This is a genomic window from Brevundimonas bullata, assembly GCF_014207965.1.
GTDB classification, from domain to species: Bacteria; Pseudomonadota; Alphaproteobacteria; order Caulobacterales; family Caulobacteraceae; genus Brevundimonas; species Brevundimonas bullata_A.
This window is the reverse complement of the sequence record NZ_JACHLM010000001.1, coordinates 1-23553: the sequence shown is the minus strand read 5'-3', so window position 1 is coordinate 23553 and position 23553 is coordinate 1. Positions and strand designations below refer to the sequence as shown.

Below are 23553 nucleotides of genomic sequence, written 5' to 3'. Positions count from 1 at the left end.
ACGTGGTCTGGGTGAATTGAGATGCGGGAAACCGTCGCGCTCGACGATTTTGACCGCCGGCTGCTGGATCTGGTCCGGCGCGACAACCTGCAGCCCGCGCGCGTGCTGGCGGACAAGGTGGGGCTGTCGGAATCGGCCGTGTCGCGCCGTCTGCGCCGTCTGCGTGAGGAGGGCGTGATCGTCGCCGACGTGGCGGTGATCGACGAGGCCCGGCTGGCCCGCGCCCTGACCATGCACGTCCTGGTCGAGATGGAGCGCGAGGGCACAGGGGTGCTGGACGCCCTGATCGACAGCCTGACGGCTCGGCCCGAGGTTCAGGCCGCCTGGTACGTGACCGGCGAGACCGACTTCGTCCTCTATGTCCGCGTGCCGACCATGGAGGCCTATGAGGTCTTCACCCGCGAGGTGCTGAACGACGACGCCCGGGTACGGGCCTTCAAGACCCTGATCTCGATCCGGGAGGTGTTGCCGTTTGACCCGGCGCGGCGGGGGCTGCGTTAGGGCGCTTCGGCGAGGGACTTCAGTCGATTGAACAGGGCGCCGGCTTCAGGGTCCGCTTGTGCGGCTCGTCCCGGCGGCGCCATGTTCATGGTGATGGCGTAGGCGTGGCGAGCCTCGCGTTCGGCTCTATTCAGCAACTCGGGATCCCGTCGACGGCCGCGCTCGAACAGGTCTGCGAGCAGGGCCGCGAATTGCCGACGAAGGACAGCCTCGGCCCCGGGCGGGGGGCGGTCCGCCAGGAATTGTTCGACGACCCGGGCGGCGGATCGAACCTCTCCGGCTTCTCGCAGGAAGAGGGCAAGATCGATATCAATGTCTGCGGCAGGGACCTTGGCCGCCGACGCCGCCGTTCGCCAGCTTTCAGCGATGCGTGCGCCCAGGCGCCACTGTCCGTTGGCCTTTAGCGCGGAAGCCTGGTTTTTTCGCCCGTCACGGTCTGGGAGGTCCCCTGCGGCCCCCTGCTGCACGGCCTTGAGGATTATCGGGGCGTCCATGAGATTGTGCAGGCCGCCCTGAAGATGAGGCGCCAGGGCTCGGGCCGTTTCCTCGAGCGCACGCTCGGCGGGATCGATCATTGCTTCCACGCTGGCGATCAGCGGGTGGCCGTCGGGCACAATGATGGTCGCACGAGCGACCTGAGCAAATGAAAGGCTGCGCCGGACGCCGGTTTCCTCACACTGGAGAACGAGGCTGTCGCCGGTCGCCGACATGATGCGCCACAGGTATTCGTGGCGGTCGTCCTCAAGGCCGGTATTCAGCAGGAGGTCGAGATCCTGGGGCGCGCGTCGCAACCAGCGCACAGCCTTGACGCCGGAAATCCTGATCTCGGTCATGCAGCGGGATCCCCCGAATTGGATGAGCGCGCCCTGTCATGCAGGCGAGGCGTTGCGGAATGGTTCATTCCATCCCTTCTAGGTTATCGCTTAGAATTCCTGTGCAGTGCGCATCTTGTCTGATGCGTATAAGGGCTGTCACCTAGACCAAACCGCCGCACGGAGATCTCCCATGTCCGACACCGCCTACGACGCCAGCCGCCACAAGAAGGTCGGACGGGGCCGGGTCTATGACAGCATCATCGACACCATCGGCGACACCCCCCTGGTGCGGCTGCCCAATCTGACGGCGGAGCTGGCGCCCAAGGCGACGGTGTTGGCCAAGCTTGAGTTCTTCAACCCCTTGGCCTCGGTCAAGGATCGGATCGGCGTGGCCATGATCGAGGCACTGGAGCAGGCGGGCAAGATCCGGCCGGGCTCGATCCTGGTCGAGCCGACATCGGGCAACACCGGCATCGCCCTGGCCTTCGTCGCCGCGGCCAAGGGCTACAAGCTGATCCTGGTCATGCCCGAGAGCATGTCGATCGAGCGCCGCAAGATGCTGGCCCTGCTGGGCGCCGAACTGGTGCTGACCCCGGCCGAAAAAGGCATGAAGGGCGCCATCGGCATGGCGCAGGAGATTCTGGACCGCACCCCGGGCGCCGTCAGCCCCTCGCAGTTCGAGAACCCGGCCAACCCGGCCATCCATGAAGTCTCGACCGCTGAGGAAATCTGGAACGATACGGCGGGGGCGGTGGACATCGTCATCGCCGGCGTGGGCACCGGCGGCACCATCACCGGCGTCGGCCACGCGCTGAAGTTCAAGAAGCCCTCGGTGAAGATGATCGCGGTCGAGCCGACCGCCTCGCCCGTCCTGTCGGGCGGCGCGCCCGGTCCGCACAAGATCCAGGGCATCGGCGCGGGCTTCGTGCCCTCGATCGTCGATCGCGCTGTGATCGACGGGGTCGAACAAGTCTCCAACGACGAGGCCTTCGAAATGGCGCGCAAGGTGGCCCGTACCGAAGGCTTGCCGGTCGGCATCAGTTCGGGCGCCGCCCTGGTGGCCGCCTTCCGCCTGGCGGCGCTGGACGAGCATGCGGGCAAGACCATCGTCGCCATCATACCCAGCTTCGCCGAGCGCTATCTGTCCACGGCCCTGTTTGAAGGGCTGTAGGGGTCGTCTTTGCGCTCCCTGTGAAGGGGAAGGGAGATGCTCTCTCGTCTTTCTCGCCCCTCACGCGCGGTTAACCGGCTCGCGTTAGGGTAGAAGCCATGTCGATCCCGGCTGTCAGTTCAGACGCCGACGCTCCGCAGGCGTCGAAAGCTCGCCAGACCCTGCTGCGGCGGCTGGCCGATGTCGTCTGTCTGCCCGCCAGCCGGATCAACGCCTTCGAGCGGGCGGTGACGGGCGATCTGCTGGTGGACCTGCTGCGGCTGGCCTCGGTAGAGGAGCGGCGGCGGGTGGCGATGCGGCTGGCCCCGTTGGCGGAACTGCCCAACAGTCTTGTACGGCTTCTGTTGCGCGACGAACCAACGGTGGCGGGGCCGCTGATCGAGCAGTGCGCGTCCCTGACCGACGTGGACCTGATCGGTTGCGCCCGCGACGCCGGGATCGAGCATCGGCTGTTGATCGCTGAGCGACGCGGCCTGTCGGAAGTGGTCACCGAGACCCTGCTGAGCTTTGGCGAGGACTCCGTCATCGAGGCGGTGCTGAAGAACGCCTCGGCGCGTCTGGCGCAGGTCGCTATCGAGGGCGTGGTGGCGCTGAGCCGCCAGAGCCGGGGTCTGTGCGCACCGCTGCTGAAACGGCCCGAACTGAGGCCGTCGGGGGCCTATGTCATGTTCTGGTGGTGCGGGCCTGACGAGCGCCGCACCGTGCTGCAGCGTTTCGCCGTGTCGCGCGAAGTGCTGCAGGACAGCGTCGAGGACCTGTTCGCGATGGCCGCCGCCGAGGGCTGGTCCGATCCTGTGACGCGCAAGGCGTTGCAGTTCATCGAGCGGCGCCAGCGCAATCGCGCCGCCATCGACAAGAGTCCCTACAACGGCCTGGAGGACGCGGTTGCCGCCGCCAGTCGGGGCGTGACGCGCGAGATCGTCGGCGAGATCGGCTATCTGTCGGGCATCAAGCCGTTGACCGCGGCCAAGATCATGGGCGATGCGGGCGGCGAGGCCCTGGCCATCCTGTGCAAGGCCACCGGCCTGTCGCGGCTGGACCTGCAGACCCTGTGGCGGGCCATGCGTCGTCCCGAACTGACGGCTGATGGCGAGGTCCATCCCGACTGGGAACGGGTGCAGATCACCTATGAGATGCTGGCCGTCGATCGGGCGCAGACCGTGCTCCGTTACTGGAACTGGTCGCTGTCGTCGGCCCTGACGCCTGCGCTTCTTCGCGCCATCCGCGAAGGCGATGAAGAGCTGATCGACGAATACTCCGCACCCGAGCGGGCCGCCATGCTGGCGCTCGCGGATAACTTTGGTCGCTGAAAATCGACGACTGCATTCAGTGCAGATGAGTAGAAGATTTCGCCCGCCAGGCGATCATCTATGCTTGCATTGCCTTCACCATCAAACATCCGTATGAAACGGATCACCGGCGGGTCGGGTTAGATCAGTCGAACGCGTTTGGCTCTTGCAACAGGCGATCCCCCAATGGAAGAAAAACCCGAACTGCTCGAAATGACGGCGGACATTGTGTCGGCCTATGTCAGCAACAACACCGTCTCGGCCGACGCCGTGCCCGGCCTGATCGCTCAGATCCACGCCGCTCTGTCGGGCGTGTCTTCCGGCCCCGTTGAAATCGAGCCCGAGCCCAAGGAACCGGCGGTTCCGGTGCGCAAGTCGATTACGCCCGACTTCCTGATCTGCCTGGAAGACGGCCGCAAGTTCAAGTCGCTGAAGCGTCACCTGCGCACGAAATACAATATGAGCCCCGAGGAATACCGGGCGAAGTGGGGCTTGGCCAAGGACTATCCGATGGTCGCGCCCAACTACGCCAAGGCCCGTTCGGACCTGGCCAAGCAGATGGGCCTGGGCCAGGGCGGTCGCAAGCCGGCTCGCGCTCCCCGCGCCAAGAAGTAAGACCGACCTTCCAAGGTTGGATGCAGCGCCCGTCTTCCGGAAGGAAGGCGGGCGTTTTGGCATTCTTGGGGCGCTAACGCCCTTCGGGCTGCTTGAGCGCTTTGGAGCGCGCGACATTCTCCCTCCCCATTAAGGGGAGGGAGAGGCGTCGCGCTTTGGCTCAGGCCGCGTGCATGGCCTTGCGCATGCGCCAGAAGCGCAGGGTGCGCTGGGCGGCCTCGTTGGTCAGGTCGTTGTACATGCCGGCATAGGCGCGGGCCTTGCCCATGGCGTCGCCGTCCGTGTTCAGCAGCACCACAGCATAGGTCAGGAACAGGGCGCGATCCAGGTCGGCGGCCTTGCAGACCACAGCCAGGGCGTCCAGTTCGCGGCGCTCGACGATCTGGCGGGCGGTATGGAAGTCGATGTCGGCCAGTTGCGACAGGGCGATCAGGAAGGAGGTCCGACTGCCGGAGCGCAGGAAGCGGGCCAGGACCGGCGGGGTCAACTGACCGGCGACGTTCAGTTCTTCGACATAGGCCAGGCTCTCGGCGTAGTCGACCGGCAGGGCGCCGTCGTCGGTGGCGACGCGGGTCCGACCAGCGGCCAGGGCGCTTTCCAGCAGGGCTGGATCCATGCGGGCGTTCTGTTCCAGAATGCGCTGACGTAGGCGGGCCTCGACCTCGAAATACATCTCGTTCAGCAGGTCTGCGGGCAGGCTCGCGCGCTCGACCGTCGCGGCGTGCAGGGCCGGATTGGCGCGGGCGCGCTCGACAGCGGTTTCGCAAGCGGCGCGCGACATCTGGGCGCCTTCGTTGCCCAGCAGAACGCCCAAGGTCTCGTCGTCGCCGCGATCGACGATGGCGTCGGACACGGCTTCGGAGACGACGGCGCGCTGGCTGACGGCGCGCATATGGCCCTGGCCGCGCGAGCGGATGACCTGGATCAGGTCGGCCTCGGTCAGGACCGGCGAGGCTTGCAGCACGGGACAGGCGACATCCTCGGCTTCGTCGTTGGCGAGGCGGCGGATCAACTGGATCGGGGCGTCGACGGCCTCGGCGAAGCGCTCGGCCAGTTCCGCGCGCACAGCCAGTTCCATCGCGTCGGTCAGGTCGCTGAGCACCGAGCCGTAGAGCGCGGTCTCGGCCTCGGTGCGCTTGGCGGCGCCGAAGAAGTGGTCGGTCAGTTCGCGCAGCAGGGCGCGGCGCTTCTCGCTGGACGGCTCCTGCGCCATAGCGATCAGGTCGGGCAGACGCGAGGAGACGTCGGCGGTCGGGGGCAGGGCGGCGCCGTCGCTCATGGCAGTGTGGGGTCTTCGTTGGCGGGCAGGGCCTGTATGCGGCCGTTCGCGTTGCGGATCAGATTGGGGGCGGCGGGCGGCTCAGCCAGATCGGGCGAGGCGGGGGTAGTGGTCAGATCGACAGGCAGGGCGTCCAGATAGACCGGCGCCGGCAGGGGCGTGGCGTCGGGCTGACGGCCCGCCTGACGATGCACCGAATAGTAGCGGGCCCCGCCTTGGGCGCCGGCCGTTTCCGCGACTGGCGCGGCCTGGGGCTGAGGCTGGGCGGACGGCTGGGACGTTGGCGCGACCTCTGCGGGCGCAGCCGCAGGTCGTTGCAGACTGAAGATCAGGGCGTCGCGACGCGGGGCCATGGGGTCGGCGGCGGGCGGCGCGGCCGTCTCTGCGACGGGGGGCTGAACGATAGAGGGCGGAGCCGCGACCGGCGCGGCGGTTGCAGGCGCCTCGACATAGGCGCGGGTCGGGGTCGGCGCCGGGGCGACGGCGGGCCTCGATGGTGGCGCGGCCTCAGCGGTCTCGGCGAAATAGCCGCTCGGCGCGGGAGCCGGGGCGGGCGCGACGGCGCGCGAACTGCGCCAAGGCGTCTGGGTCGGCGTGTTCGCCGATGAAGACGCGTAATAGGGCTGCGGACCAGGGCCCTCGACCGGCGGCGCGGCATGAGGCGCGTAGGCCGGAGCCTGAGAGCCAATCCAGGCGCTGGCGGGGGTCAGGCCCTGACGCGGGGCGATGCTCGCGATCGGGGCGGCGCCGTAGGCTGCGGGCTGGCCGCCGTGGGGAATGATCGGGGGGCGGGTCGGCGTGCTCGCAGCCGAAAGCGGCGCGGTTTCCCCAGCGCCAGAGGCGGGGGCGACGGATGCGGGGCGATAGGCGCGGCCGGGCCAGGTCAGGTAGCGCAGGCCTGCGGGCCCGGCGCTGGATGGCGCGGCTTGGGGGGGCGGCGTCTGGGCCGCGGAGGGCGCGACGACGCCCAGGGCGCAGGCCCCGACGGTCAGGATGGCGATCATGGGCGGGCGTCGCACGGACGGCCTCCTGCTGCGGGACGGCGTTCAGTCTGCAGACTAGGCCGGGACGGCTTAATCCGCTGCTAACGCGGGGCCAGTGCAGTGGTCAGCCACGTCCAGGCAGGTACTGGACGGTGAAGGCCTCGCGCCAGTCAGGGGCCGAAGGATAGGCGTCCTCGGTCTGTTCAGCGAAGGCCTGCCAGCGCTCGGCGGTCATGGTCCCCAGGCCGTAGAGGGCGGCGTCGCCGCCGTCGACCACGGCTTCGGTCCTCAGACTCTCGCGGACGGCGTTCAGCAGACGCTGGTTCAGGTCCGGGTTGGCGCGGCGGATCAGGGTATCGGCTTTCGACCCGTCGCCATGGACATAGTCGCGCCAGCCCTCGACCGAGGCTGCGATGAAGTCACGCAGGGCCTTGGCGTTATCGCGGGCGAAGGCGTTCGGGGCCAGAACCAGGCTGGAATAGGAGGGGTAGCCGTCGTCGGCGGGGATCAGGACGCGCGGCGTGAAGCCGGCCTCGCGCGCGATCAGAGTGGGATCGCCTGCCGTCAGACGTCCGACCAGAACCGCCTTGGGATCGTCGCGGAAGGCCTTGAGGTTGTCCTCGGGTGTGCCAGGCCGGGCTTGATCGGCGGTCAGCTCGAAGCGGGTCTGCAGCCAGTTCCAGAAGCCGGCCTGGTCGGCGGGGCTCATCAGAATGGTACGGTCGCGCAGAGCGGACAGCGCCTCCAGCGGCTGGTCCGGGCGGGCCATCAGGACGACAGGGTCCTTTTGGAGGAAGGCGGCGACAGCCTTGACGGGGGCGCGGTCGGCGATCAGCCGCATGGGCGCGAAACTGTCGACGCCGACGGCCAGTTCGACGGCGCTGGCGGCCAGCAGGGCGGGTATGTCGGCGCCCGCCGCGCCCGTCAAAATCTCGACATTGAGACCGCGCCGCTCATAGGTCCCGGTGGCGATGGCCTGATAAAAGCCGCCATGGGCGGCGGTGACGGGACCGCCAGCCGCGAGGCGCAGACGCACGCGGCCAGCCTCGTCGACCGTCGCCTCGGTGCGGCCGCAGGCGGACAGGGCTCCCGCAGCGGTCAGGCCGGCGGCGCCCAGCAGCAGGTTGCGGCGGGAGAGTCGGTCGAAGGTCATTAACTGAGGGTTTAGGCGGCGACGGCGGGCTTGGGAAGGTTTTCAACGCGGCGGCGCACGCCAGAATTGAACGAGCGGACGCAGCCGGGCTGAAGCCCTGGTTCCATTCTCTATAATCCCCGCGCCAAGACGCCAAAGAATAGGGGCCTGTGGCCTGCATCGGGGTTCTCGAGCGTTTCTTTTGCGATGCCTCGTTCCTCGGTAGGATACGCCTTGGTCGAGCAACGATTGGGACCGGCCGGGCTGTGGACAGCCGCGCCGGGGGCAGTGGGCAAGTCTGTGGATAGCTCTGAACGGTCGAAAACCACAACGCTCGATCAGCGCCGTTTTTTCCGGCGCCCACTGAACTGCAACGATGGAGAGTGCCCCGCGCGTCTGTCGAGCGCCTGAGCTCCCGTGTTTAGTATCCGTCCGACGACGTTGCAGACCAGAAATATGAAACTGCATATGGCATGGTCAGGTGAGCAGCCGGATAGGCGAGGCCGGTTGTTCTGCGCATGAGCTCGTGGCGTTCACCGGACATCAACGCCTGAAAACGCATCGTGGCGGACAGAGAGGGATTCGAACCCTCGGTAGGCTTTCACCTACACACGCTTTCCAAGCGTGCGCGATCGACCACTCCGCCACCTGTCCGTTTCCACGACGTCGCCGTGTAGCCGCCGGACGGTCGATCCAGCGGAGCGAGGCTGATAGAACAGCATGACCCCCTCGGCAAGCGCCCTTTGACGCCCCATATGGGGGGAAGTCGATTTTGCCGCTGATTTCTGCGAGATTTTTTCAATGCTGTTCCAAAAAGCCGCCGAACTGCCGACCGCCGAGACGGCGCTGCCGGGGCGAGACACGCCGCTGGCGACCGATGCGACCCATTTCGTGCTGGGTCATGCGCTGAAGGGGCCTCATCCGGAGGGGTTCGAGACCGCGGTGTTCGGCATGGGCTGCTTCTGGGGCGTGGAGCGGGTGTTCTGGCAGCTGCCGGGCGTCTGGGTGACGTCGGCGGGCTATGCAGGCGGGATCACGCCGAACCCGACCTATCAAGAGGTTTGTTCCGGGCGGACCGGCCATGCCGAGGTGGTGCAGGTGGTGTTCGACCCGAAGATCATTTCCTACGGCGATCTGCTGAAGGCCTTCTGGGAGAACCATGACCCGACCCAGGGCATGCGCCAGGGTAATGATCAGGGCACGCAGTACCGCTCGACCATCTATACGCTGAACGCGGCGCAACAGGCGGAGGCGGAAGCCTCGCGTGACGCCTATCAGGCGGCGCTGTCGGCGGCGGGCAAGGGAACGATCACGACCGAGATCGAACCGGCCGGGCCCTATTACTTCGCCGAGGACTATCATCAGGGCTATCTGGCCAAGAACCCGGCGGGATACTGCGGCATCGGCGGGACCGGGGTGGTCTGCCCGATCGGCGTCGGCGTGGAAGCCTAGGATGGACCGGGAGGGGGTAGGCCGGGTTTGTCTGGCGCTGCCGGGGGCGACGCTGGACCATCCGTTCGGCGACGACCACGACGCCTACAAGGTCGGCGGCAAGATGTTCGTCATGGTGGGGGCGACGGGCGGGGTGTCGTTCAAGGTCTCGGACATCGCCTATGAGGTGCTGACCGAGAGCGGCCATGCGCGACCGGCGCCCTATATGGCGCGCGCCAAATGGGTGAACCTGCCGCAGATCGACGACTGGGCGGACGAGGAGCTGGCGGACCATATCCAGTCCGCCCACGCCATCATCGTCGGCAAGCTGACGAAGAAGGCGCGGGCGGAACTGGGGCTCTAGCTACGTCGCGGGCCTCGCCTTCTGCTCGGCGATCCAGCGGTCCATGCGGGCGTCGAGGAGGTCCAGCGGCAGGGGGCCGTCGACCAGCAGGGCGTCATGGAAGGTGCGGACGTCGAAGCGGTCGCCCAGTTCGCGTTCGGCCTTCTGACGGATCTGGCGCAGACGGATCTCGCCGATTTTGTAGGCCGTGGCCTGACCCGGCCAGCCGATGTAGCGCTGAAGCTCGGTCTCGATGTTGTGCGGGGCGAGCGCCGAGTTGTCGCGGAAGCAGGCGCGGGCCTGTTCTTCGGTCCAGCCCCGCCAGTGCAGGCCGGTGTCCGCCACCAGACGGCAGGCGCGCCACATCTCGTAGCTGAGGCGGCCGAAGCGTTCGTAGGGGGTGCGGTAGATGCCCATTTCCTCGCCCAGGAACTCGGAATAGAGGCCCCAGCCCTCGGTGAAGGCGGTCACGTCGGCGCCGCGGCGGTAGTAGGGCTGATCCGCCGCCTCCTGCTGCAAGGCGATCTGCAGATGGTGGCCGGGGACGGCCTCGTGGACGGTCAGGGCCGGCAACTCATAGAGCGGGCGCTGATCCAGTTTCGAGGTGTTGACGATATAGCCGCCGGCCACGCCGTTCTGTATCGAGCCGGGATTGTATCGGCCGGTGGTGTAGCTGTCCTCGATCTCGCGCGGGACGGGGCGGACACCATAGGGCAGGCGGGGCAGGGTCCCGAACAGGGCGGGCAGGCCGTCGTCGGCGCGCTTGGAGATTTCCGACGCCTTTTCCAGCAACTGTTCGCGGCTGGTGGCATAGAATTGCGGATCGGTGCGCAGGAAGTTGAGGAAACCGGCGAAGTCGCCAGTCCAGCCGGCGGCGCGCATTTCGTCCTGCATCCGGGCGCGGATGCGAGCGACCTCTTCCAGACCGATCTGGTGCACCTGATCCGGGGTCAGGTCGGTGGTGGTGTAGCTGCGCACGGCGTTGGCGTAGAGCTCGCGACCGCCGGGGCGGTGGGTCATGCCGGGCTCGACGGGGGCACGCGGTCGGTAGTCGTTCTTCAGCAGGTCGCGCCAGGCGAGGCGGCGCTGGGCGACCGGGCCGTCGATCAAGGCCTGGGCGCGAGCGCGCAGGCGCGCCTGTTCGGCGGCGGGAATGGTCGCGGGCAGGGCTTTGAACGGCTGCATCAGGATGTCGCCGCCCTCGCGCGGCTTCACGTCCGTTTCGGCCAGGGCCAGGGCGCTGTCGACGACGGAGCGGGCCTGAACCAGACCGGTGTCGAGGCCGCGGCGGGCGTCGGCGATGGCGGCGTCGTAGAGGCCGGGGATGCCGCTCATTCGTGACAGCCAGGCCTCGGCGTCGGCGGCCGATGTGATGCGGGTCGAGCTGGCCAGATAGGCCACGCCCTGACCGGGGCCGCCTTCGGAGCTGAAGGCCAGGCGACCGCCGTCCAGCGGGATGGCGTCCAGGTTGCGGCGGATCAGATAGGCGACGAAGGATCGATTCAGTTGTTCGTCTTCGTTGAGGGACGACGGACTGATCGCCTCGACCCGGTTCAGCAGGGCGGTCAGGGGCGCGACGCGCGCCAGTTCGCCCGCACGGGTGGGGTCGGGCAGGCGCGACAAGGCCTCGCGGTCGCCCTCCATGCCGGCGCTGATCGGGTCGACGCGGCGGAGGTAGGCTTCGTAGTCGGCCAGGACGCTGGCGAGGGCAGTGCTTTGGGCCGAGGTTTGAGCGCCGGGCGCTGCGCGTGACGACGCCTCGGCCAGAGCCGGCGTCGCCGCCATGAATGCAGCCAGAGCCGCCCCTATCAGAAATTGCTTGTGCATGACTGTCCTCCCTCAAGCGAGCGGAGGAGACAGGCGTAGCAGCCGACGGTCAAGCTATGTCGGGTGTCAGCCGCAGAGGATGAAGAAGCGGTCGATCTGCTTGTCCGAGCCCTGCTGGGCCACCAGAGGGGTGCGATAGTCGAGCCCGTAGGTCGCCAGCCAGCCCAGCTTGCGGAAGCGCAGGAAGACCGGGTCGGTGGTGCGGGCGACGGCGGTCAGATCGACGCCGTCGTGCATGGCCGAGGGCTCGGCCTTGGCGGGATAGGTTTCCGTGTCGCCGCCGGATTCCAGGGCGATGACCTTGGGGTGGTCCTCGGCGACAGTCTGCAGGATTTGCAGGGCGCCCGAGCCGGGGCGACACGACAGGTCCAGAGGCACGTCGTCGGTCTCGGCCATGCCGTAGGACAGGCTGGCCTCTTCGGCGTCCTCGTTCAGATGCCAGTCGTAGCCGGCCACAGGGATGGGAGCGCCGCTGGAGGCCCCGGCGAACTCAGATTTCAGCGTGGGTGCGCAACCCGCGAGAGCGAGCGCCGCGAGGGCGGGGGCGGTCCAGACGGTCAGGCGCATGGTGGTCCTCAGCCGGTGCAGAGTTCGGCGAACCGGCGCAGCTTGGACAGATTCGCCCGATCGATCTCTACCGGCGACGTCTGTTCGCCGACCGAGACTTGCAGTTTTCCACTGGCCTGGAAGGCGGCGAAGACAGGATGGTCGGCGCGCAGCATGGTCTGCAGCTGGCCGCGCCGGGGGCGGACTTCGGCATTGGCGGAGGCGGCGCCCGAGGTGATGACGGCGATGCCTTCGACGGGTGCGGCGCCATAGAGGGTCAGACGCACGATGCTGGAACCAGGCGCACATTCCAACGTGGTGAGCAGGCGCGGGGTGTCGGGGATCTCATTGGCCAGGACCAGCGGCCCGTTGTCGGCATAGAGGGTCCAGGTCCAGGCCTCGGCGGTCGCTGTCGGCGCGGTCTGAAGCGTCAAGGCGAGCGCAAGCCCGAGAAAGGTGGTCATGGTTCAGCCCCCGCTGATGGGTTCGGGGGGACTGTGATCAGGCGTGGCTGGAAGCGCAATAGCTGATGAAGCCCTGGACCATGCGGCGTTCGGCGCGGCTGGCGCGCAGTTGCCGGGCGCCGGCCTCGGTCTGGACCGTCATGCGCCCGCCGCGCGCCAAGCCGGTCAGGGCCGCGTCGCTCAGGGGCAGGCGGGCCTCATAGGCCTCGCCGTCAGACAGGGGGTCGATCGGCTGCGGCCCAATGGACGCGGGCGTCAGGGCGGGGCTTTGCGGCTGGGTGTCGCCATAGACGACGGCGGTGCGGTCGCCGGGCGAGCAGGTCAGCATCAGGGCCACCTGATCGGAATCCGCCAGGCCATAGGCCAGCTTGGCCATCGGCCCTTCGTGCAGAAGATGCCAGCCCGGAGCGCCTTCGCCGGGGACGGTTGGGGCGGTGGTCATGGCCTGCCCCGCAAGAGCGGCGAGACTGAGGGCGGCGGCGGCGGGAAGCAGGGACTTCAACATTACAAATCACTCGCGTTCGACAGAGCAAACGCGGGTCGCTTGTTAAGGGTTCACCGCTCCGCTTGAACGCGCGCGATTCCGTGATGGCGAGTCACTGGAAAAACACGCTCGACGAACGCGGATCAGAACGGGCTGAAGCGCTCCACCAGGGACTGGGCGGCAGGCGTGGACTGCATCCGGCTGATGTCGCCGCGACCGCCGTAGCTGATGCGGGCCTCGGCGATCTGGGTGTGGGCGATGGTGTTGGCCGAGGAGATATCCTCGGGGCGCACGATGCCGGCGACGGTCAGTTCGCGGACCTCGCGGTTGGTGCGCACTTCTTGCCGACCCTGGATGACCATGTTGCCGTTGGGCATGACGGCGGTGACCACGGCGGCCACGGTCAGGTTGACGCGCTCCGAGCGGTTGACGCTGCCTGAGCCCGAGGCGTTGGACTCGCCCTCGGTGCCGACCATCTTGGCGGGGTCGAAGCCGCCTGGGAAGGCGCGGCCCAGACTATTCTCCAGCCCAAAGAAGTTGGTCACGCCGCCGGAAATGGCGTTGCTACGGGCGCGCTGGGTCGAGTTCTGGGTCTGGGCGCGGTCGTTGATGTCGATGTTGACCGTCAGGATGTCGCCGACGCGACGGGCGCGCTGATCGCCGAAGAAGCTGCGGGCCCCGGTGCGCCACAGGCTGTTCGGCGAGGCCGGGGTCGGAGTCGGCAGATAGGCCTGTTCGATCGGAACCAGGGCGGCGGGATAGCCGACGGGGGCCAGTTCCGGGCCTCTCACGGCTTCGAGCGCGGTGGAGCAGGCGCCGAGAGACAGGGCGGAAGCGGCGGCGGCGAGGATCAGGACTTTACGCATGACGGGATCTCTCAACGGGCGGCGAACTGTTGCGGATTGGCGCGGGCCATCTGGGCGGCGGGCCCGGCGACGGCGCGGCCCGGCGACACAGCCACGGCGTCGATGGTGCGGCCCGACTGAACGTTCAGCACGGGCAGGGGCTCGCCCGCCGAGGCGTTGCGCGTGGCCTTGCCGGTGACGGTCAGTTCGACCCCGCCGACCACATAGGCGACCTCGACCATGTCGTTGCGGGCGATGACCTGGGGCGAGGCCAGGTCGCGGCTGGTCACGGCGGCGCCGGCGCGCAGCGCCCGCTTGGCCGAGAGACCGACGACCTGATCAGCGTCCTGGGGACCGCCGGCGGGGGCTTGGTGGGCCTGAACCGTGGACCAGACCACGTCGGCGGGCTGGACGATGTCGCCGGCGGCCAGGCTGCGGGCGTAGGTCAGGACCTCGACCGTGGCGCCGGGGCGCGAGGCCACGGTGGCGGTGGCGGCGGCGGGGCGGGCCGAGGCCTCGGCGGGAGCCGCCCCGCCTTCGCGCACCACGATGCGGCGCAGGCCCTGGGGGTTGGCCCATTCCAGACCGGCGCGGCGGGCGGCGGCCTGGATCTGGCTGGCCTCGAAGACGGCCGTGGCGCCGAGGCGCTGGCCGACCACGACGCCTGACGCTGCGCCCGCGTCGTCGAACAGCTCGCCCAGGGTGACGCGACCGTCGTCGTCGACGGGATCGGGCAGCAGGCTGACGGGACCGGCCAGGGCTGGGGCGGCCAGGGCTGCGAGGGCCAGGGCCAGCGAAAGGCTGCGGATCATGGCCATGACCTAGCTCTTCACCTGGGCCGAGACGGACAGCATTTCGTCGGCGGTGGTGATGACCTTGGAGTTCATCTCATAGGCGCGCTGGGCCACGATCAGGTTGGTGATCTCGCTGACGGCGTCGACGTTGGAGGCCTCGGTATAGCCCTGCAGCAGGTGACCATAGCCCGGCTCGTTGGGGGCGCCGATGGTGGCCGCGCCCGAGGCGGCGGTTTCCAGCAGCAGGTTGTCGCCGATGGCTTCCAGGCCCGCCTCGTTGAAGAAGGTGGCCAGTTCCAGCTGGCCCACGGTCTGCGGCGCGGTCTGGCCCTGGGTCGTGACCTGAACCTGGCCCGACTTGGAGATGGAGACGTCGATGGCGTCCTGGGGAATGGTGATGGCGGGTTCGACCGCATAGCCGTCTTCGGTGACCAGCTGACCTTCGCCGTTCACCGCGAAGTTGCCGGCCCGGGTGTAGGCGATCTCGCCCGAGGGCATGGTGATCTGGAAGTAGCCCTTGCCGTCGATGGCGATGTCATAGGGGTTGCCCGAGCGGGTGGGGCTGCCCTGTTCGGTGATGCGATAGACGCTGCCCGCCTTGACGCCGGCGCCGATCTGGATGCCGGTCGGGACGACGGTGCCCTGGGTCGAGGACTGCGAGCCCATGCGTTCGACGTTCTGGTACAGCAGGTCCTGGAACTCGGCCCGCTGACGCTTGAAGCCGACCGTGTTCATGTTGGCGATGTTGTTGGAGATGACCTCGACGTTCAGCTGTTGAGCCAGCATGCCGGAGGTGGCGGTTCTGAGAGCGCGCATCGTTCAGGCGTCCTTACTAGCTGACCCGGCCCAGCCGCTCGACCGAGCGGCGTGACAGGTCGTTGGCGTTTTCGATCATCTTGGTGACACGCTCGTAGGCGCGGCTGATCTCGATCAGGTTGGTGATTTCCTGAAGCGTGTTGACGTTCGACCCCTCCAGCATGCCCTGGCGGATCTGCACGTCCGTGGCGTCCGTGGGTTGGGCGTTGGAGGTGTTGCGGTAGAGGCCGTCGCCGCTTTTCTGCAAGGCGCCGAGGGCGTCGAAGCGGACGGCGTTCAGGCGGCCGACGGGTTGGCCCTGCTGGCTGATCGTGCCGTCGGCGCCGACGCTGACCGGGCCGAGTTCGGGGTCGAGGGTGATCGGGGCGCCGTCGCCCAGGACCGGCAGGCCCTGCTTGGTGGTCAGCACGCCCTCGGCGTTGGTGGTGAAGCCGCCGTCGCGGGTATAGGCTTGGCCGGCGCCGCTCTGGACCGCGAAGAAGGCGCCTTCGCCCTCGATGGCGAAGTCCAGCGACCGGCCGGTCTGCTTCATCGAGCCCTGGCCGAAGTCGCGGCCCACGCCCTTGTCCAGCACGAAGCTGGCCGAGGGGCGGATGTTGTCGTTACGGGCGCGCTGACCGACCTCGGTCCCGACCATCAGCTGTTCGACCTTGAATCCGGTGGTGTCGGCGTTGGCGACGTTGTTCGCCACGATGTCGAGCTCGCGGCGAAGCGTCATCTGGCGGGACAATCCGATGTAGGCGGCGTTTTCCACGAGTGCGGCTCCTTCGCCAATCTCGTCGCAACGACCGTGCCAACAGGGTTAATCCAGTCACAGCGGGGATTTGAGCGGAATTGACCCGTGCGGCGCCCGGCAGGATTTGCCGATCGTAAACGCCTCGTTAACCAAAATCGCTTCATCAGGAAGGCTGCGAAGATCGGGGCGACGTGCGGATGCTGAAGCTGAAGCTGGGCAAGAAGAAAGACGCGGCGCCGGGCGGCGACGACGTCAACCTGCCCGCCGTGTCGGATGGCGAAGGCGGCGAGGGCGCGCCCGCCAAGAAGAAGCTGCCCCTGCTGTTCATCATCATTCCGGCGGCCCTGGTCGTGCTGGGCGGCGGCGGGGCGGCGGCCTTCCTGCTGATGAAGCCTAAGCCTGCCGAGGCCGAGGCCGGCGAGCACGGCGCCGAGAAGAAGGCTGACGCCCACGGCAAGAAGGAAGAGAAGAAGGGCGGCGGCCATGGCGGCGCTGAGGGCGGTGAAGCCGACCCGGCTCTGGGCAAGATCGCGGCCGGTCCCGACGGCGTGACCTTCTACACCCTGCCTGAGCTGATCGTGAACATTCAGTCGCCGGACGGTCGCCCCACCTATCTGAAGCTGAAGCTGACGCTGGAGATGAAGGACGCCGAGCTGGCGACCCATCTGCAGGGCGAGATGCCCCGCATGCAGGACATGTTCCAGGGCTTCCTGCGCGAACTGCGTCCTGAGGACCTGGCCGGTTCGGCGGGGTCCTATCAGCTGCGCGCCGAGATCCTGCGCCGGGTCAATCTGGTCGCGGCGCCGGGCAAGGTGGACGCCGTGCTGATCGAAGAAATGCTGGTGTCCTAGGCATGACCGACACCCTGGCCGCCGAGAACGAACTGGACCCCTTCGGCGGTGAAGCAGACATGGGCGCGGCCCTGTCCGAGCGCGTGCTGAACCAGGATGAGATCGACAGCCTGCTGGGCTTCGACATGGGCGACGGCGACGACTCCGAACGGAGCGGCATTCGCGCCATCATCAACTCGGCCCTGGTGTCCTACGAGCGTCTGCCGATGCTCGAGATCGTTTTTGACCGCCTGGTGCGGTTGATGACGACCAGCCTTCGCAACTTCACCTCGGACAACGTCGAGGTCAGCCTCGACACCATCAGCTCGATCCGGTTCGGCGACTATCTGAACTCGATCCCGCTGCCGGCCATCCTGGCGGTGTTCCGGGCGGAGGAGCTGGACAACTACGGCCTGCTGACGGTCGATTCCAACCTGATCTATTCCATCGTGGACGTGCTGCTGGGCGGACGTCGCGGCACGGCGGCGCTGCGCATCGAGGGGCGGCCCTACACCACCATCGAGCGGGTGCTGGTGCAGCGCATGGTCGAGGTCATCCTGAACGACGCGCGCGCCGCCTTCGAGCCGCTGACGCCGGTGCATTTCACCCTGGACCGGCTGGAGACCAATCCTCGCTTCGCCGCCATCGCCCGCCCGGCCAACGCCGCCATCCTGGTCAAGCTGCGCATCGACATGGAAGACCGCGGCGGCCGGGTCGAATTGCTGCTGCCCTATTCGACGCTGGAGCCCATCCGCAAGATGCTGCTGCAGCAGTTCATGGGCGAGAAGTTCGGTCGCGACAACATCTGGGAAGGCCACCTGGCCACCGAGCTGTGGACCACGGAAACCGAGGTCCGCTGCGTGCTGGACGAGCAGCAGATTCCGCTGTCCCAGGCGCTGAACTTCAAGGTCGGCGACACCCTGATGTTGAACGTCTCGCCGGATTCCGAAGTCTCGGTGCGGGCGGGGTCCATTCCGCTGACGACCGGCAAGATGGGCCGCAGGGGCCAGCATATCGCCGTGCGCGTCGAAGGCCCGATCAACCCCGACATCGCCGCCAATCTGAGCCGAGGGAAACGCTGACATGACCGGCATCATTCTCGATTCCATCCTCATGCTGCTGCTGGCCGCGGCCATTGGCTACGGCATCAAGCTGGAGAAGAAGCTCAAGGCCCTGCGCGACGGCCAACTGGCCTTCGCCGGCGCGGTGAGCGAGCTGAACTCGGCCGCCGGACGCGCCGAACAGGCGTTGGCGACGCTGCGCGCCTCGGGTCACGAGACCGACCTGCTGCACGACCGCATCATCAAGGCCCGCGCCGTGAAGCAGGAGCTGGAGGTGCTGATCGCCCGCGCCCCCGCCGGTCTGCCGGTGCGCGCGTCGCAGGCCGAGGCGCGCGAGGAGCCGGTGCTGGAGCTGAACACGCCGACGTCGCAGGTCTCGCCCCTGCTGGACGACGAGTCGCGGGCCCGCCGCATGGCCTCGCTGATGGAACGGATCGAAGGCGCCCGCGCCGTGATGAAGGCCCCGGCGGCGCGTCCCGCCCCTGCGTCGGCGCCCGCAGAAACCTTCGCCCCGGTGCGTCAGGCCCTGGCCGCTAACCATGCTGCGCAACAGAGCCTAAACCGGGCCCGTCGTAGCCTGGACGAAGATCTTTTCGCTGCATGATGCATAGACCCCTATGCCTGACGCGCGGCGTCAGGCGACTTGAGGGGAAGTTTCGTTTTTTGCCCTATGTCCGAGGCGCGGCCTCGGACGACTTGAGGGGCGAAGTGTTTTTGTAGCCCTGCCTGTGCGGCGTTTGAACCGCCTTACCGAGTGCCACCGATGAGCAAGCTGCCCCGCCTTCTGCCCCTGATCGCCATCGCCATCGGCGGGGTCGTGGCCGTGCGCGCAGCGGGCGTGGCGCCGGAGCTGTTCCAGGGCGCGACTGCCTGGGCTCAGGAAGCCGTGACCGCCGAGACGCCGGGCGAGGGCGGGGGCGCCGCCAAGGCCGCGCCCGTGCCGGCGGTCTGCGCCCTGACGCCGGAACAGCTGGCCCAGCAGGCGGGGATTTCGCCGGCTGAACTGCGCATCATCCAGTCCCTGTCCAAGCGCCGCGACGCGCTGGATGCCCGCGACGCCGACTTCGCCACCACCCTGCCGCTGATGGTCGCCGCCGAGCAGAAGCTGGACGCCAAGCTGCAGGCGCTGGAAGCGCTGAAGGGCGAGATCGCGGCCCTGGTCGGTCAGGTCGACGAGAAGGAAAAGGCCGAGAACGACCGTCTGGTCGCCGTCTATTCCGCCATGCGGCCCAAGGAGGCGGCGGCTGTGTTCAATACCCTGGACGACAGCGTGCGTCTGCCCGTCGCCGCCGCCATGCGGCCCCGGACCCTGGCCGCCATCATGGCCCAGATGCCGCCCGCCGGCGCGCGTGAGCTGACCGAGAAGCTGGCCAAGCGTTTCCAGGCCCAGCAGTACGCCGCCCGCGCCGCCGCCGCGACGGCCGGCGCTGCGCCCGCGACCCCGGCTGTGGTTCCGACGGCTGCCCCGGCGGCGGCGCCCGCCGCTGCTCCGACCCGTACTGCGGCCGCAGCGACCGAGAAGCCGGCTGCCGCCGCCGCCGCTCAACCGGCAGCCCAGCCCGCGCGCCGTCCAGCCCCGCGCCCGGCGGCTCAACGTCCTGCGCCGCGTCCGGCTGCGCCCAAGCCGGCCGCCCCCGCCGAGGCCGGCCCGCGCCCCTATACGCCGCCCGCCGCAGACGCCGCGCCGCCCGCTGCGCGCCAGTCGGTTCAGTAGTCCGAGCGCGGCGAACAACGGCGCGGTTGGCATACCGGTCGCGCACCGCTATTCAGCGCGCTTCGATTTTCGCGAGACCATTCCATGTCCGACGCCCTGCCTGACCGCCTTTCGGTCGATCCCGACAGCCCTTTCCACGACGCCGACCTGCTGGCGCGCGGCATCGGCATCCTGTTCAAGGGCGAGGAAAAGACCAATGTCGAGGAATACTGCGTCTCGGAAGGCTGGGTCCGCCTGGCCGTTGGCAATCGCGTCGACCGTCGCGGCAAGGCCCTGACCGTCAAGCTGCAAGGCCCGGTCGAGCCCTTCCTCAAGGGCGAGTGATTTTTGGCGGGGACCTGAGGCTTTCGGTCGCAGGTCCCACTCGCTAACGTGCCGCCTCTTTTGAGTGAGTCTGGGAGGCGCTCCATGTCGTTCAACGCCCGTCTGATGGCCGCCAGCGCGATCGCGCTCGGCCTAATCGCCACGCCGGTTATGGCTCAGGACGCCAGGACCATTCGCGCCGCCGAGCAGGTGCGCGACCAGGCGCTGCAAGCCAACATCGCCCTCGACTACGTCACCCAGGTCACCACCCGCTTCGGCGCGCGCCCGGCGGGGTCGCGCTCGGAACAGGCGGCCGCCGACTGGGCCGCCGATTACATGCGCGCCCACGGCTTCCAGAACGTCCGCATCGAACAGTTCCCGCTGGTGGGCTGGGAGCGGGGCGAGGAGAGCGCCGAACTTCTGGGCGCCCGCCCGCAGCGTCTGGTCGCCGCCGCCCTGGGCCATTCCATCGCCACGCCGGCCAACGGCATTGAAGCCGATGTGGTCTTCTTCGACGGTCTGGACGCTTTGCTGGCCGCGCCCGTCGGGTCGCTGACCGGCAAGATCGCCGTGGTCGACGGCGGCCAGATGGTGCGGATGCAGGACGGCTCCGGCTATGGCTCGCTGTCGCGCATTCGCAGCGTAGGGCCGACCGAGGCCGCCAAGCGCGGCGCCGTGGCCTTCGTCATGCGCTCGGCCGGGTCGGACGAGCACCGCATGCCGCACACCGGCACGACCCGCTATGTCGAGGGCAAGGTGCCGCTGCCGGCCTTTGCGCTCAGCGCGCCGGACGCCGACCAGGTGGCGCGACTGGTGCAGATGGGCGAGCCGGTGCGGCTGCGCCTGAAGTCCACCGCCCACACCTATCAGACTCACAGCCAGAACGTGATCGGCGACATCGTCGGCGCGACGCGGCCGGACGAGATCATCGTCCTGGGCTCGCACATGGACAGCTGGGACCTCGGCACCGGGGCCATCGATGATGCCGCGGGCGGGGCGATCACCCTGGCCGCCGCCAAGCTGGTCGCCGAGCAGGGGCGTCCGGCTCGCACCGTGCGTGTGGTGCTCTATGGTTCGGAAGAAGTGGCCCAGCCGACCGACACCGGCAACGGCGGCGGCGCCTATGTCCGCAACATCGGCGTGGCGGGCGTCGAGAAGCACGTCATCGCGGGCGAGAGCGACTTCGGCGCCGACCGCATCTACGCCTTGGGCCTGCCGCCCGGCGCGCAAGGGTCCGACTTCGCCAAGATCGCGGAGCGCGTTCTGCGTCCGCTGGCCGTCCTGTCGGGCGAGGCCGAGCTGTTCGGCGGCGTGGACATCGGACCCCTGGCGCGGGCAGGGGTGCCCGTCTTTGGCCTACGTCAGGACGGCACGCGCTATTTCGACCTGCACCACACGGCGGACGACACCCTGGACAAGATCGACCCGGCGCAGATGACCCAGAACGTCGCCGCCTGGGCCGCCCTGGTGCGCCTGATCGCCGATTCCGATGTGGACTTCCGCGCCCTGCGTTCGGCGGCTACAGAAGCCAAGCCCTAAGGGGTTTAGCCTTGAAGGGCTGAGGCCGCGAGCGTGGCGAAACTGGTAGACGCAGCAGACTTAAAATCTGCCGACTTCGGTCTTGCGGGTTCGACCCCCGCCGCTCGCACCACTTTATATTTCAATGACTTAGAGCTGATCTGCTCCCTATTTTGGTGGGTTGATCGGCTTTTCTGTGTGCGTTGAAATTACAGCCTTTTCCTCGGCCTCCCATTCATTCCCACAAGCTCCGAGCGCTGCAAGAGCGCCGCAAGGTTCTGTTTTCGTTCGCGGCGGAATTGCGAAAGCCCGCCACCCCGAAGGATGGCGGGCCTGATAGCGGAACCTGACGGCTCGACGCCGGCATCCATGTTAAGGCGTTAGCATGGATGGTGAGCATCCATGTTTGCTAGCCCGGCTTCGGTCGGGTCTCCGGAGCCGGACAGTCGAGCCCCTTCATCCCCATCCCGTCGAAGAAGCGGCAGAGGCGCCCGACCTGAGCCCATCCCGCCTCGCCCCACGCCTCGACGGCGTTGTCGTGCTTCTCGCCAGCGATGCGGCTGGTCAGCACTTCATCGGACTGCACCGGCTTAGGCTGGACCCTCAAGTCCTCGGCACGCGGGAGGGCTGCGCCCGTCGTCTCGCAACTGGCGACAGCGACGCCGCAGCTCACGATCATCAGGCACGCCATCAGGAAGGGCTTGCGCGGCATGGTCTCTCTCCAGTTTCCGGTTGGTGATGGTGGTGGTGTCGGTCAGGTCTTGGTTGGCGGCCGCCTCCCGCCCGCTGGACGCCTTGCGCTCGTCTTTGGCGACCTTGACGGCCTGACGGTCACGAACGCCCTCAGCGCCCCTGTGAGCGCAGTATCCGCCGAAGATCAGGAAGGCGGTGAGGGCGGCGATGGTGATCCATGCTGTCGGGGTGAGCGCGCGGCCGATGCGGAGGGCGAGGGCGATCATTGCGCGACCCTCCCCGTCTCCATCTCGCGAGCCAGACGCACGGCGCGGCCCTTCACCTGCTTGGCCCACAGGCTGACGCGCATCGCTGCCGCAGCCTCGGCGTAGCGACCTGCCTCGATGTGGCTGAGCGTGTTCTTGAACTGGGCCAGGCCCTCGACGGACGGGGTCTTCGGGTTATCCCAGCCCATGTTGAAGTGCATGTTCTCGACCACGCGCCGGCGCACCGGATCGAGCCGCTTCAGCCAGGGCAGAGCCGCGTGGATGACCGTGTTGTGCTCCCGCGCGTCCTCGACTAGCCACGCCTCGGCCGTTGCTTCGGTGATGACCTGGCCCTCCTGGATGCCTCGCGCTCGGCCGTAGCCTATGGTCCAGGGCGCGCCCGATCCCTTGCCGGTCCTGGCGCGTGGCGACAGCGGGTCGGGGTAAGCTTTCAGCCGCAGCCCCTCATCCTTCTTCAGCGCCGCGATCAGTTCTGGGTCTGGCCCGCCAGGCGCGCCAGCTCCGCGCGGCAAGCCCATAGCGTCGGCCAGGGCGTCGATCATCGGCACCCACTCGGGGCGCAGCTTCGCCCCGGGCGCATAGGGGCGCACAGCGTCGAACAGGGCCTTTCGGTCCATGTCGGTATCCAGTTCAGATTGTTGTGAAACGAGCGTTACAGTTCGGTGTTATGGGTGAGCGCCCTAAGGGGCTCAGGGCGCAGCGGCTCGTCCCGAACCTGCTTGCGATGGCTCAGGGACGGGCCGCATTCGAGGATGGCGATGACGTGCGCTTGGGGCCTTCTCGCACCGTGCGTGCCTCACAAATGGAGCTTTGTGCGATGCTGAACAGGAAGCCGATCTTGGAACGGGCCTTCGAGTTGGCGGCTTCGGGTCAGTTCCGGATACCGAGCCACGTCCGCAAGGCGTTACTGAAGGAAGGCTACACCCAGTCGGACGTCTTCACGCTGGAAGGCAAAGCCACCGCGGCGCAGCTGCGGGAACGCTGTACGGGCTCGTTCGAGGATCGGCCTTCAGACCGGCTCTGATTTCGCCCTGGCGCCCTCGACCTCGGCGACCGGCTGAGAGGCCGCCGCCGCATCGATCGCGCGGTTGGCGATG

At 68.0% G+C, this 23553-nt stretch carries 28 protein-coding genes and 2 tRNA genes; 14 read left to right on the top strand and 16 right to left on the bottom strand.

Translation table 11 applies throughout. The annotated features are described in order from the left end of the window. Nucleotides 1–21 precede the first annotated feature (21 nt). Nucleotides 22–501, top strand: a complete 480-nt coding sequence (locus HNP51_RS00150) for an Lrp/AsnC family transcriptional regulator (protein WP_184265553.1) — start codon at nucleotides 22–24, stop codon at nucleotides 499–501. Here HNP51_RS00150 and HNP51_RS00145 read toward each other — a convergent pair. After that, nucleotides 498–1334: a hypothetical protein gene (locus HNP51_RS00145; protein WP_184265550.1), complete on the bottom strand. Its 837-nt coding sequence runs from the start codon at nucleotides 1332–1334 to the stop codon at nucleotides 498–500. The two genes, HNP51_RS00150 and HNP51_RS00145, sit on opposite strands and share 4 nt — an antisense overlap. A gap of 172 nt (nucleotides 1335–1506) precedes the next feature. Between HNP51_RS00145 and cysK the strand changes: the two genes are divergently transcribed. From cysK to HNP51_RS00130, 3 genes are all read left to right on the top strand, one after another. Beyond that, the gene (gene cysK, locus HNP51_RS00140; RefSeq protein WP_184265547.1) at nucleotides 1507–2487 is read left to right on the top strand and encodes a cysteine synthase A; all 981 of its coding nucleotides are present in this window, start codon (nucleotides 1507–1509) and stop codon (nucleotides 2485–2487) included. A gap of 98 nt (nucleotides 2488–2585) precedes the next feature. Then, nucleotides 2586–3797: a DUF2336 domain-containing protein gene (locus HNP51_RS00135; protein ID WP_184265544.1), complete on the top strand. Its 1212-nt coding sequence runs from the start codon at nucleotides 2586–2588 to the stop codon at nucleotides 3795–3797. 165 nt (nucleotides 3798–3962) lie between these two features. Continuing rightward, entirely contained in the window at nucleotides 3963–4391 is a 429-nt protein-coding gene (locus tag HNP51_RS00130; protein WP_184265541.1) for a MucR family transcriptional regulator, read from the top strand. 160 nt (nucleotides 4392–4551) lie between these two features. On the opposite strand, the gene HNP51_RS00125 is transcribed toward HNP51_RS00130, so the two are convergent. From HNP51_RS00125 to HNP51_RS00110, 4 genes are all read right to left on the bottom strand, one after another. After that, nucleotides 4552–5670 (bottom strand): DUF2336 domain-containing protein, encoded by a 1119-nt coding sequence (locus HNP51_RS00125; protein ID WP_184265538.1) that lies wholly within the window; start codon nucleotides 5668–5670, stop codon nucleotides 4552–4554. After that, nucleotides 5667–6689, bottom strand: a complete 1023-nt coding sequence (locus HNP51_RS00120) for a hypothetical protein (protein WP_184265535.1) — start codon at nucleotides 6687–6689, stop codon at nucleotides 5667–5669. Before HNP51_RS00120 ends, HNP51_RS00125 begins: the two co-directional genes overlap by 4 nt. A gap of 88 nt (nucleotides 6690–6777) precedes the next feature. Then, nucleotides 6778–7806, bottom strand: a complete 1029-nt coding sequence (locus HNP51_RS00115; protein WP_260398253.1) for an ABC transporter substrate-binding protein — start codon at nucleotides 7804–7806, stop codon at nucleotides 6778–6780. 543 nt (nucleotides 7807–8349) lie between these two features. Continuing rightward, nucleotides 8350–8439 (bottom strand) — tRNA-Ser (locus HNP51_RS00110). 147 nt (nucleotides 8440–8586) lie between these two features. On the opposite strand from HNP51_RS00110, the gene msrA reads away from it, so the two are divergent. After that, nucleotides 8587–9237 carry a peptide-methionine (S)-S-oxide reductase MsrA gene (msrA, locus tag HNP51_RS00105; protein WP_184265532.1) on the top strand — a complete coding sequence of 217 codons (651 nt, stop codon included), beginning with the start codon at nucleotides 8587–8589 and terminating at the stop codon, nucleotides 9235–9237. Nucleotide 9238: 1 nt separating this feature from the next. Continuing rightward, nucleotides 9239–9580 (top strand): MmcQ/YjbR family DNA-binding protein, encoded by a 342-nt coding sequence (locus HNP51_RS00100; RefSeq protein ID WP_184265529.1) that lies wholly within the window; start codon nucleotides 9239–9241, stop codon nucleotides 9578–9580. Here HNP51_RS00100 and HNP51_RS00095 read toward each other — a convergent pair whose 3' ends face one another. From HNP51_RS00095 to flgF, 8 genes are all read right to left on the bottom strand, one after another. Further along, nucleotides 9581–11386: a DUF885 family protein gene (locus tag HNP51_RS00095; RefSeq protein WP_184265510.1), complete on the bottom strand. Its 1806-nt coding sequence runs from the start codon at nucleotides 11384–11386 to the stop codon at nucleotides 9581–9583. A 66-nt stretch (nucleotides 11387–11452) separates the two neighbouring features. After that, on the bottom strand, nucleotides 11453–11953 hold the full coding sequence (locus tag HNP51_RS00090; RefSeq protein ID WP_260398252.1) for a hypothetical protein: 501 nt from the start codon (nucleotides 11951–11953) through the stop codon (nucleotides 11453–11455). Nucleotides 11954–11961: 8 nt separating this feature from the next. After that, nucleotides 11962–12396 (bottom strand): hypothetical protein, encoded by a 435-nt coding sequence (locus HNP51_RS00085; protein WP_184265507.1) that lies wholly within the window; start codon nucleotides 12394–12396, stop codon nucleotides 11962–11964. Nucleotides 12397–12433: 37 nt separating this feature from the next. After that, nucleotides 12434–12901: a hypothetical protein gene (locus tag HNP51_RS00080; protein WP_184265503.1), complete on the bottom strand. Its 468-nt coding sequence runs from the start codon at nucleotides 12899–12901 to the stop codon at nucleotides 12434–12436. 122 nt (nucleotides 12902–13023) lie between these two features. After that, nucleotides 13024–13746 (bottom strand): flagellar basal body L-ring protein FlgH, encoded by a 723-nt coding sequence (flgH, locus tag HNP51_RS00075; RefSeq protein WP_184265500.1) that lies wholly within the window; start codon nucleotides 13744–13746, stop codon nucleotides 13024–13026. Nucleotides 13747–13757: 11 nt separating this feature from the next. Next, entirely contained in the window at nucleotides 13758–14543 is a 786-nt protein-coding gene (gene flgA, locus HNP51_RS00070) for a flagellar basal body P-ring formation chaperone FlgA (RefSeq protein WP_184265497.1), read from the bottom strand. A gap of 3 nt (nucleotides 14544–14546) precedes the next feature. Continuing rightward, complete coding sequence (flgG, locus tag HNP51_RS00065; protein ID WP_184265494.1) at nucleotides 14547–15335, bottom strand: flagellar basal-body rod protein FlgG; 789 nt, start codon at nucleotides 15333–15335, stop codon at nucleotides 14547–14549. 16 nt (nucleotides 15336–15351) lie between these two features. Next, nucleotides 15352–16089 carry a flagellar basal-body rod protein FlgF gene (gene flgF / locus HNP51_RS00060; RefSeq protein ID WP_184265491.1) on the bottom strand — a complete coding sequence of 246 codons (738 nt, stop codon included), beginning with the start codon at nucleotides 16087–16089 and terminating at the stop codon, nucleotides 15352–15354. Nucleotides 16090–16268: 179 nt separating this feature from the next. Here flgF and HNP51_RS00055 point away from each other — a divergent pair, with 179 nt between their 5' ends. The 7 genes from HNP51_RS00055 (at nucleotide 16269) to HNP51_RS00025 (ending at nucleotide 21630) form a co-directional block, all read left to right on the top strand. Next, nucleotides 16269–16922 carry a flagellar basal body-associated FliL family protein gene (locus HNP51_RS00055; RefSeq protein WP_184265488.1) on the top strand — a complete coding sequence of 218 codons (654 nt, stop codon included), beginning with the start codon at nucleotides 16269–16271 and terminating at the stop codon, nucleotides 16920–16922. Between the two features lie 2 nt (nucleotides 16923–16924). Next, nucleotides 16925–17983, top strand: coding sequence for a flagellar motor switch protein FliM (fliM, locus tag HNP51_RS00050; protein ID WP_184265485.1), 1059 nt, complete (start codon nucleotides 16925–16927; stop codon nucleotides 17981–17983). A gap of 1 nt (nucleotide 17984) precedes the next feature. Continuing rightward, nucleotides 17985–18566: a DUF6468 domain-containing protein gene (locus tag HNP51_RS00045; RefSeq protein WP_184265482.1), complete on the top strand. Its 582-nt coding sequence runs from the start codon at nucleotides 17985–17987 to the stop codon at nucleotides 18564–18566. Between the two features lie 159 nt (nucleotides 18567–18725). Then, a complete protein-coding gene (locus tag HNP51_RS00040) occupies nucleotides 18726–19676 on the top strand; it encodes a MotE family protein (protein WP_184265479.1) in 951 nt (316 codons plus the stop codon). Nucleotides 19677–19760: 84 nt separating this feature from the next. Next, nucleotides 19761–20000 carry a DUF3297 family protein gene (locus HNP51_RS00035; protein ID WP_105564633.1) on the top strand — a complete coding sequence of 80 codons (240 nt, stop codon included), beginning with the start codon at nucleotides 19761–19763 and terminating at the stop codon, nucleotides 19998–20000. An 84-nt stretch (nucleotides 20001–20084) separates the two neighbouring features. Then, nucleotides 20085–21518, top strand: coding sequence for a M28 family peptidase (locus tag HNP51_RS00030; RefSeq protein ID WP_260398249.1), 1434 nt, complete (start codon nucleotides 20085–20087; stop codon nucleotides 21516–21518). Between the two features lie 27 nt (nucleotides 21519–21545). Further along, nucleotides 21546–21630, top strand: a tRNA-Leu gene (locus HNP51_RS00025). Between the two features lie 276 nt (nucleotides 21631–21906). On the opposite strand, the gene HNP51_RS00020 is transcribed toward HNP51_RS00025, so the two are convergent. Genes HNP51_RS00020 through HNP51_RS00010 form a run of 3 tightly spaced genes read right to left on the bottom strand, consistent with a single transcriptional unit; the run spans nucleotide 21907 to nucleotide 23073 of the window. Continuing rightward, nucleotides 21907–22083, bottom strand: coding sequence for a hypothetical protein (locus HNP51_RS00020; protein ID WP_184265476.1), 177 nt, complete (start codon nucleotides 22081–22083; stop codon nucleotides 21907–21909). A 4-nt stretch (nucleotides 22084–22087) separates the two neighbouring features. Further along, complete coding sequence (locus tag HNP51_RS00015) at nucleotides 22088–22456, bottom strand: hypothetical protein (RefSeq protein ID WP_184265473.1); 369 nt, start codon at nucleotides 22454–22456, stop codon at nucleotides 22088–22090. Beyond that, nucleotides 22453–23073, bottom strand: coding sequence for a glycoside hydrolase family protein (locus HNP51_RS00010; protein WP_221415679.1), 621 nt, complete (start codon nucleotides 23071–23073; stop codon nucleotides 22453–22455). The genes HNP51_RS00015 and HNP51_RS00010 overlap by 4 nt, the downstream gene beginning before the upstream one ends. Nucleotides 23074–23273: 200 nt before the next feature. On the opposite strand from HNP51_RS00010, the gene HNP51_RS00005 reads away from it, so the two are divergent. Next, nucleotides 23274–23480 (top strand): hypothetical protein, encoded by a 207-nt coding sequence (locus HNP51_RS00005; RefSeq protein WP_184265470.1) that lies wholly within the window; start codon nucleotides 23274–23276, stop codon nucleotides 23478–23480. Nucleotides 23481–23553 lie beyond the last annotated feature (73 nt).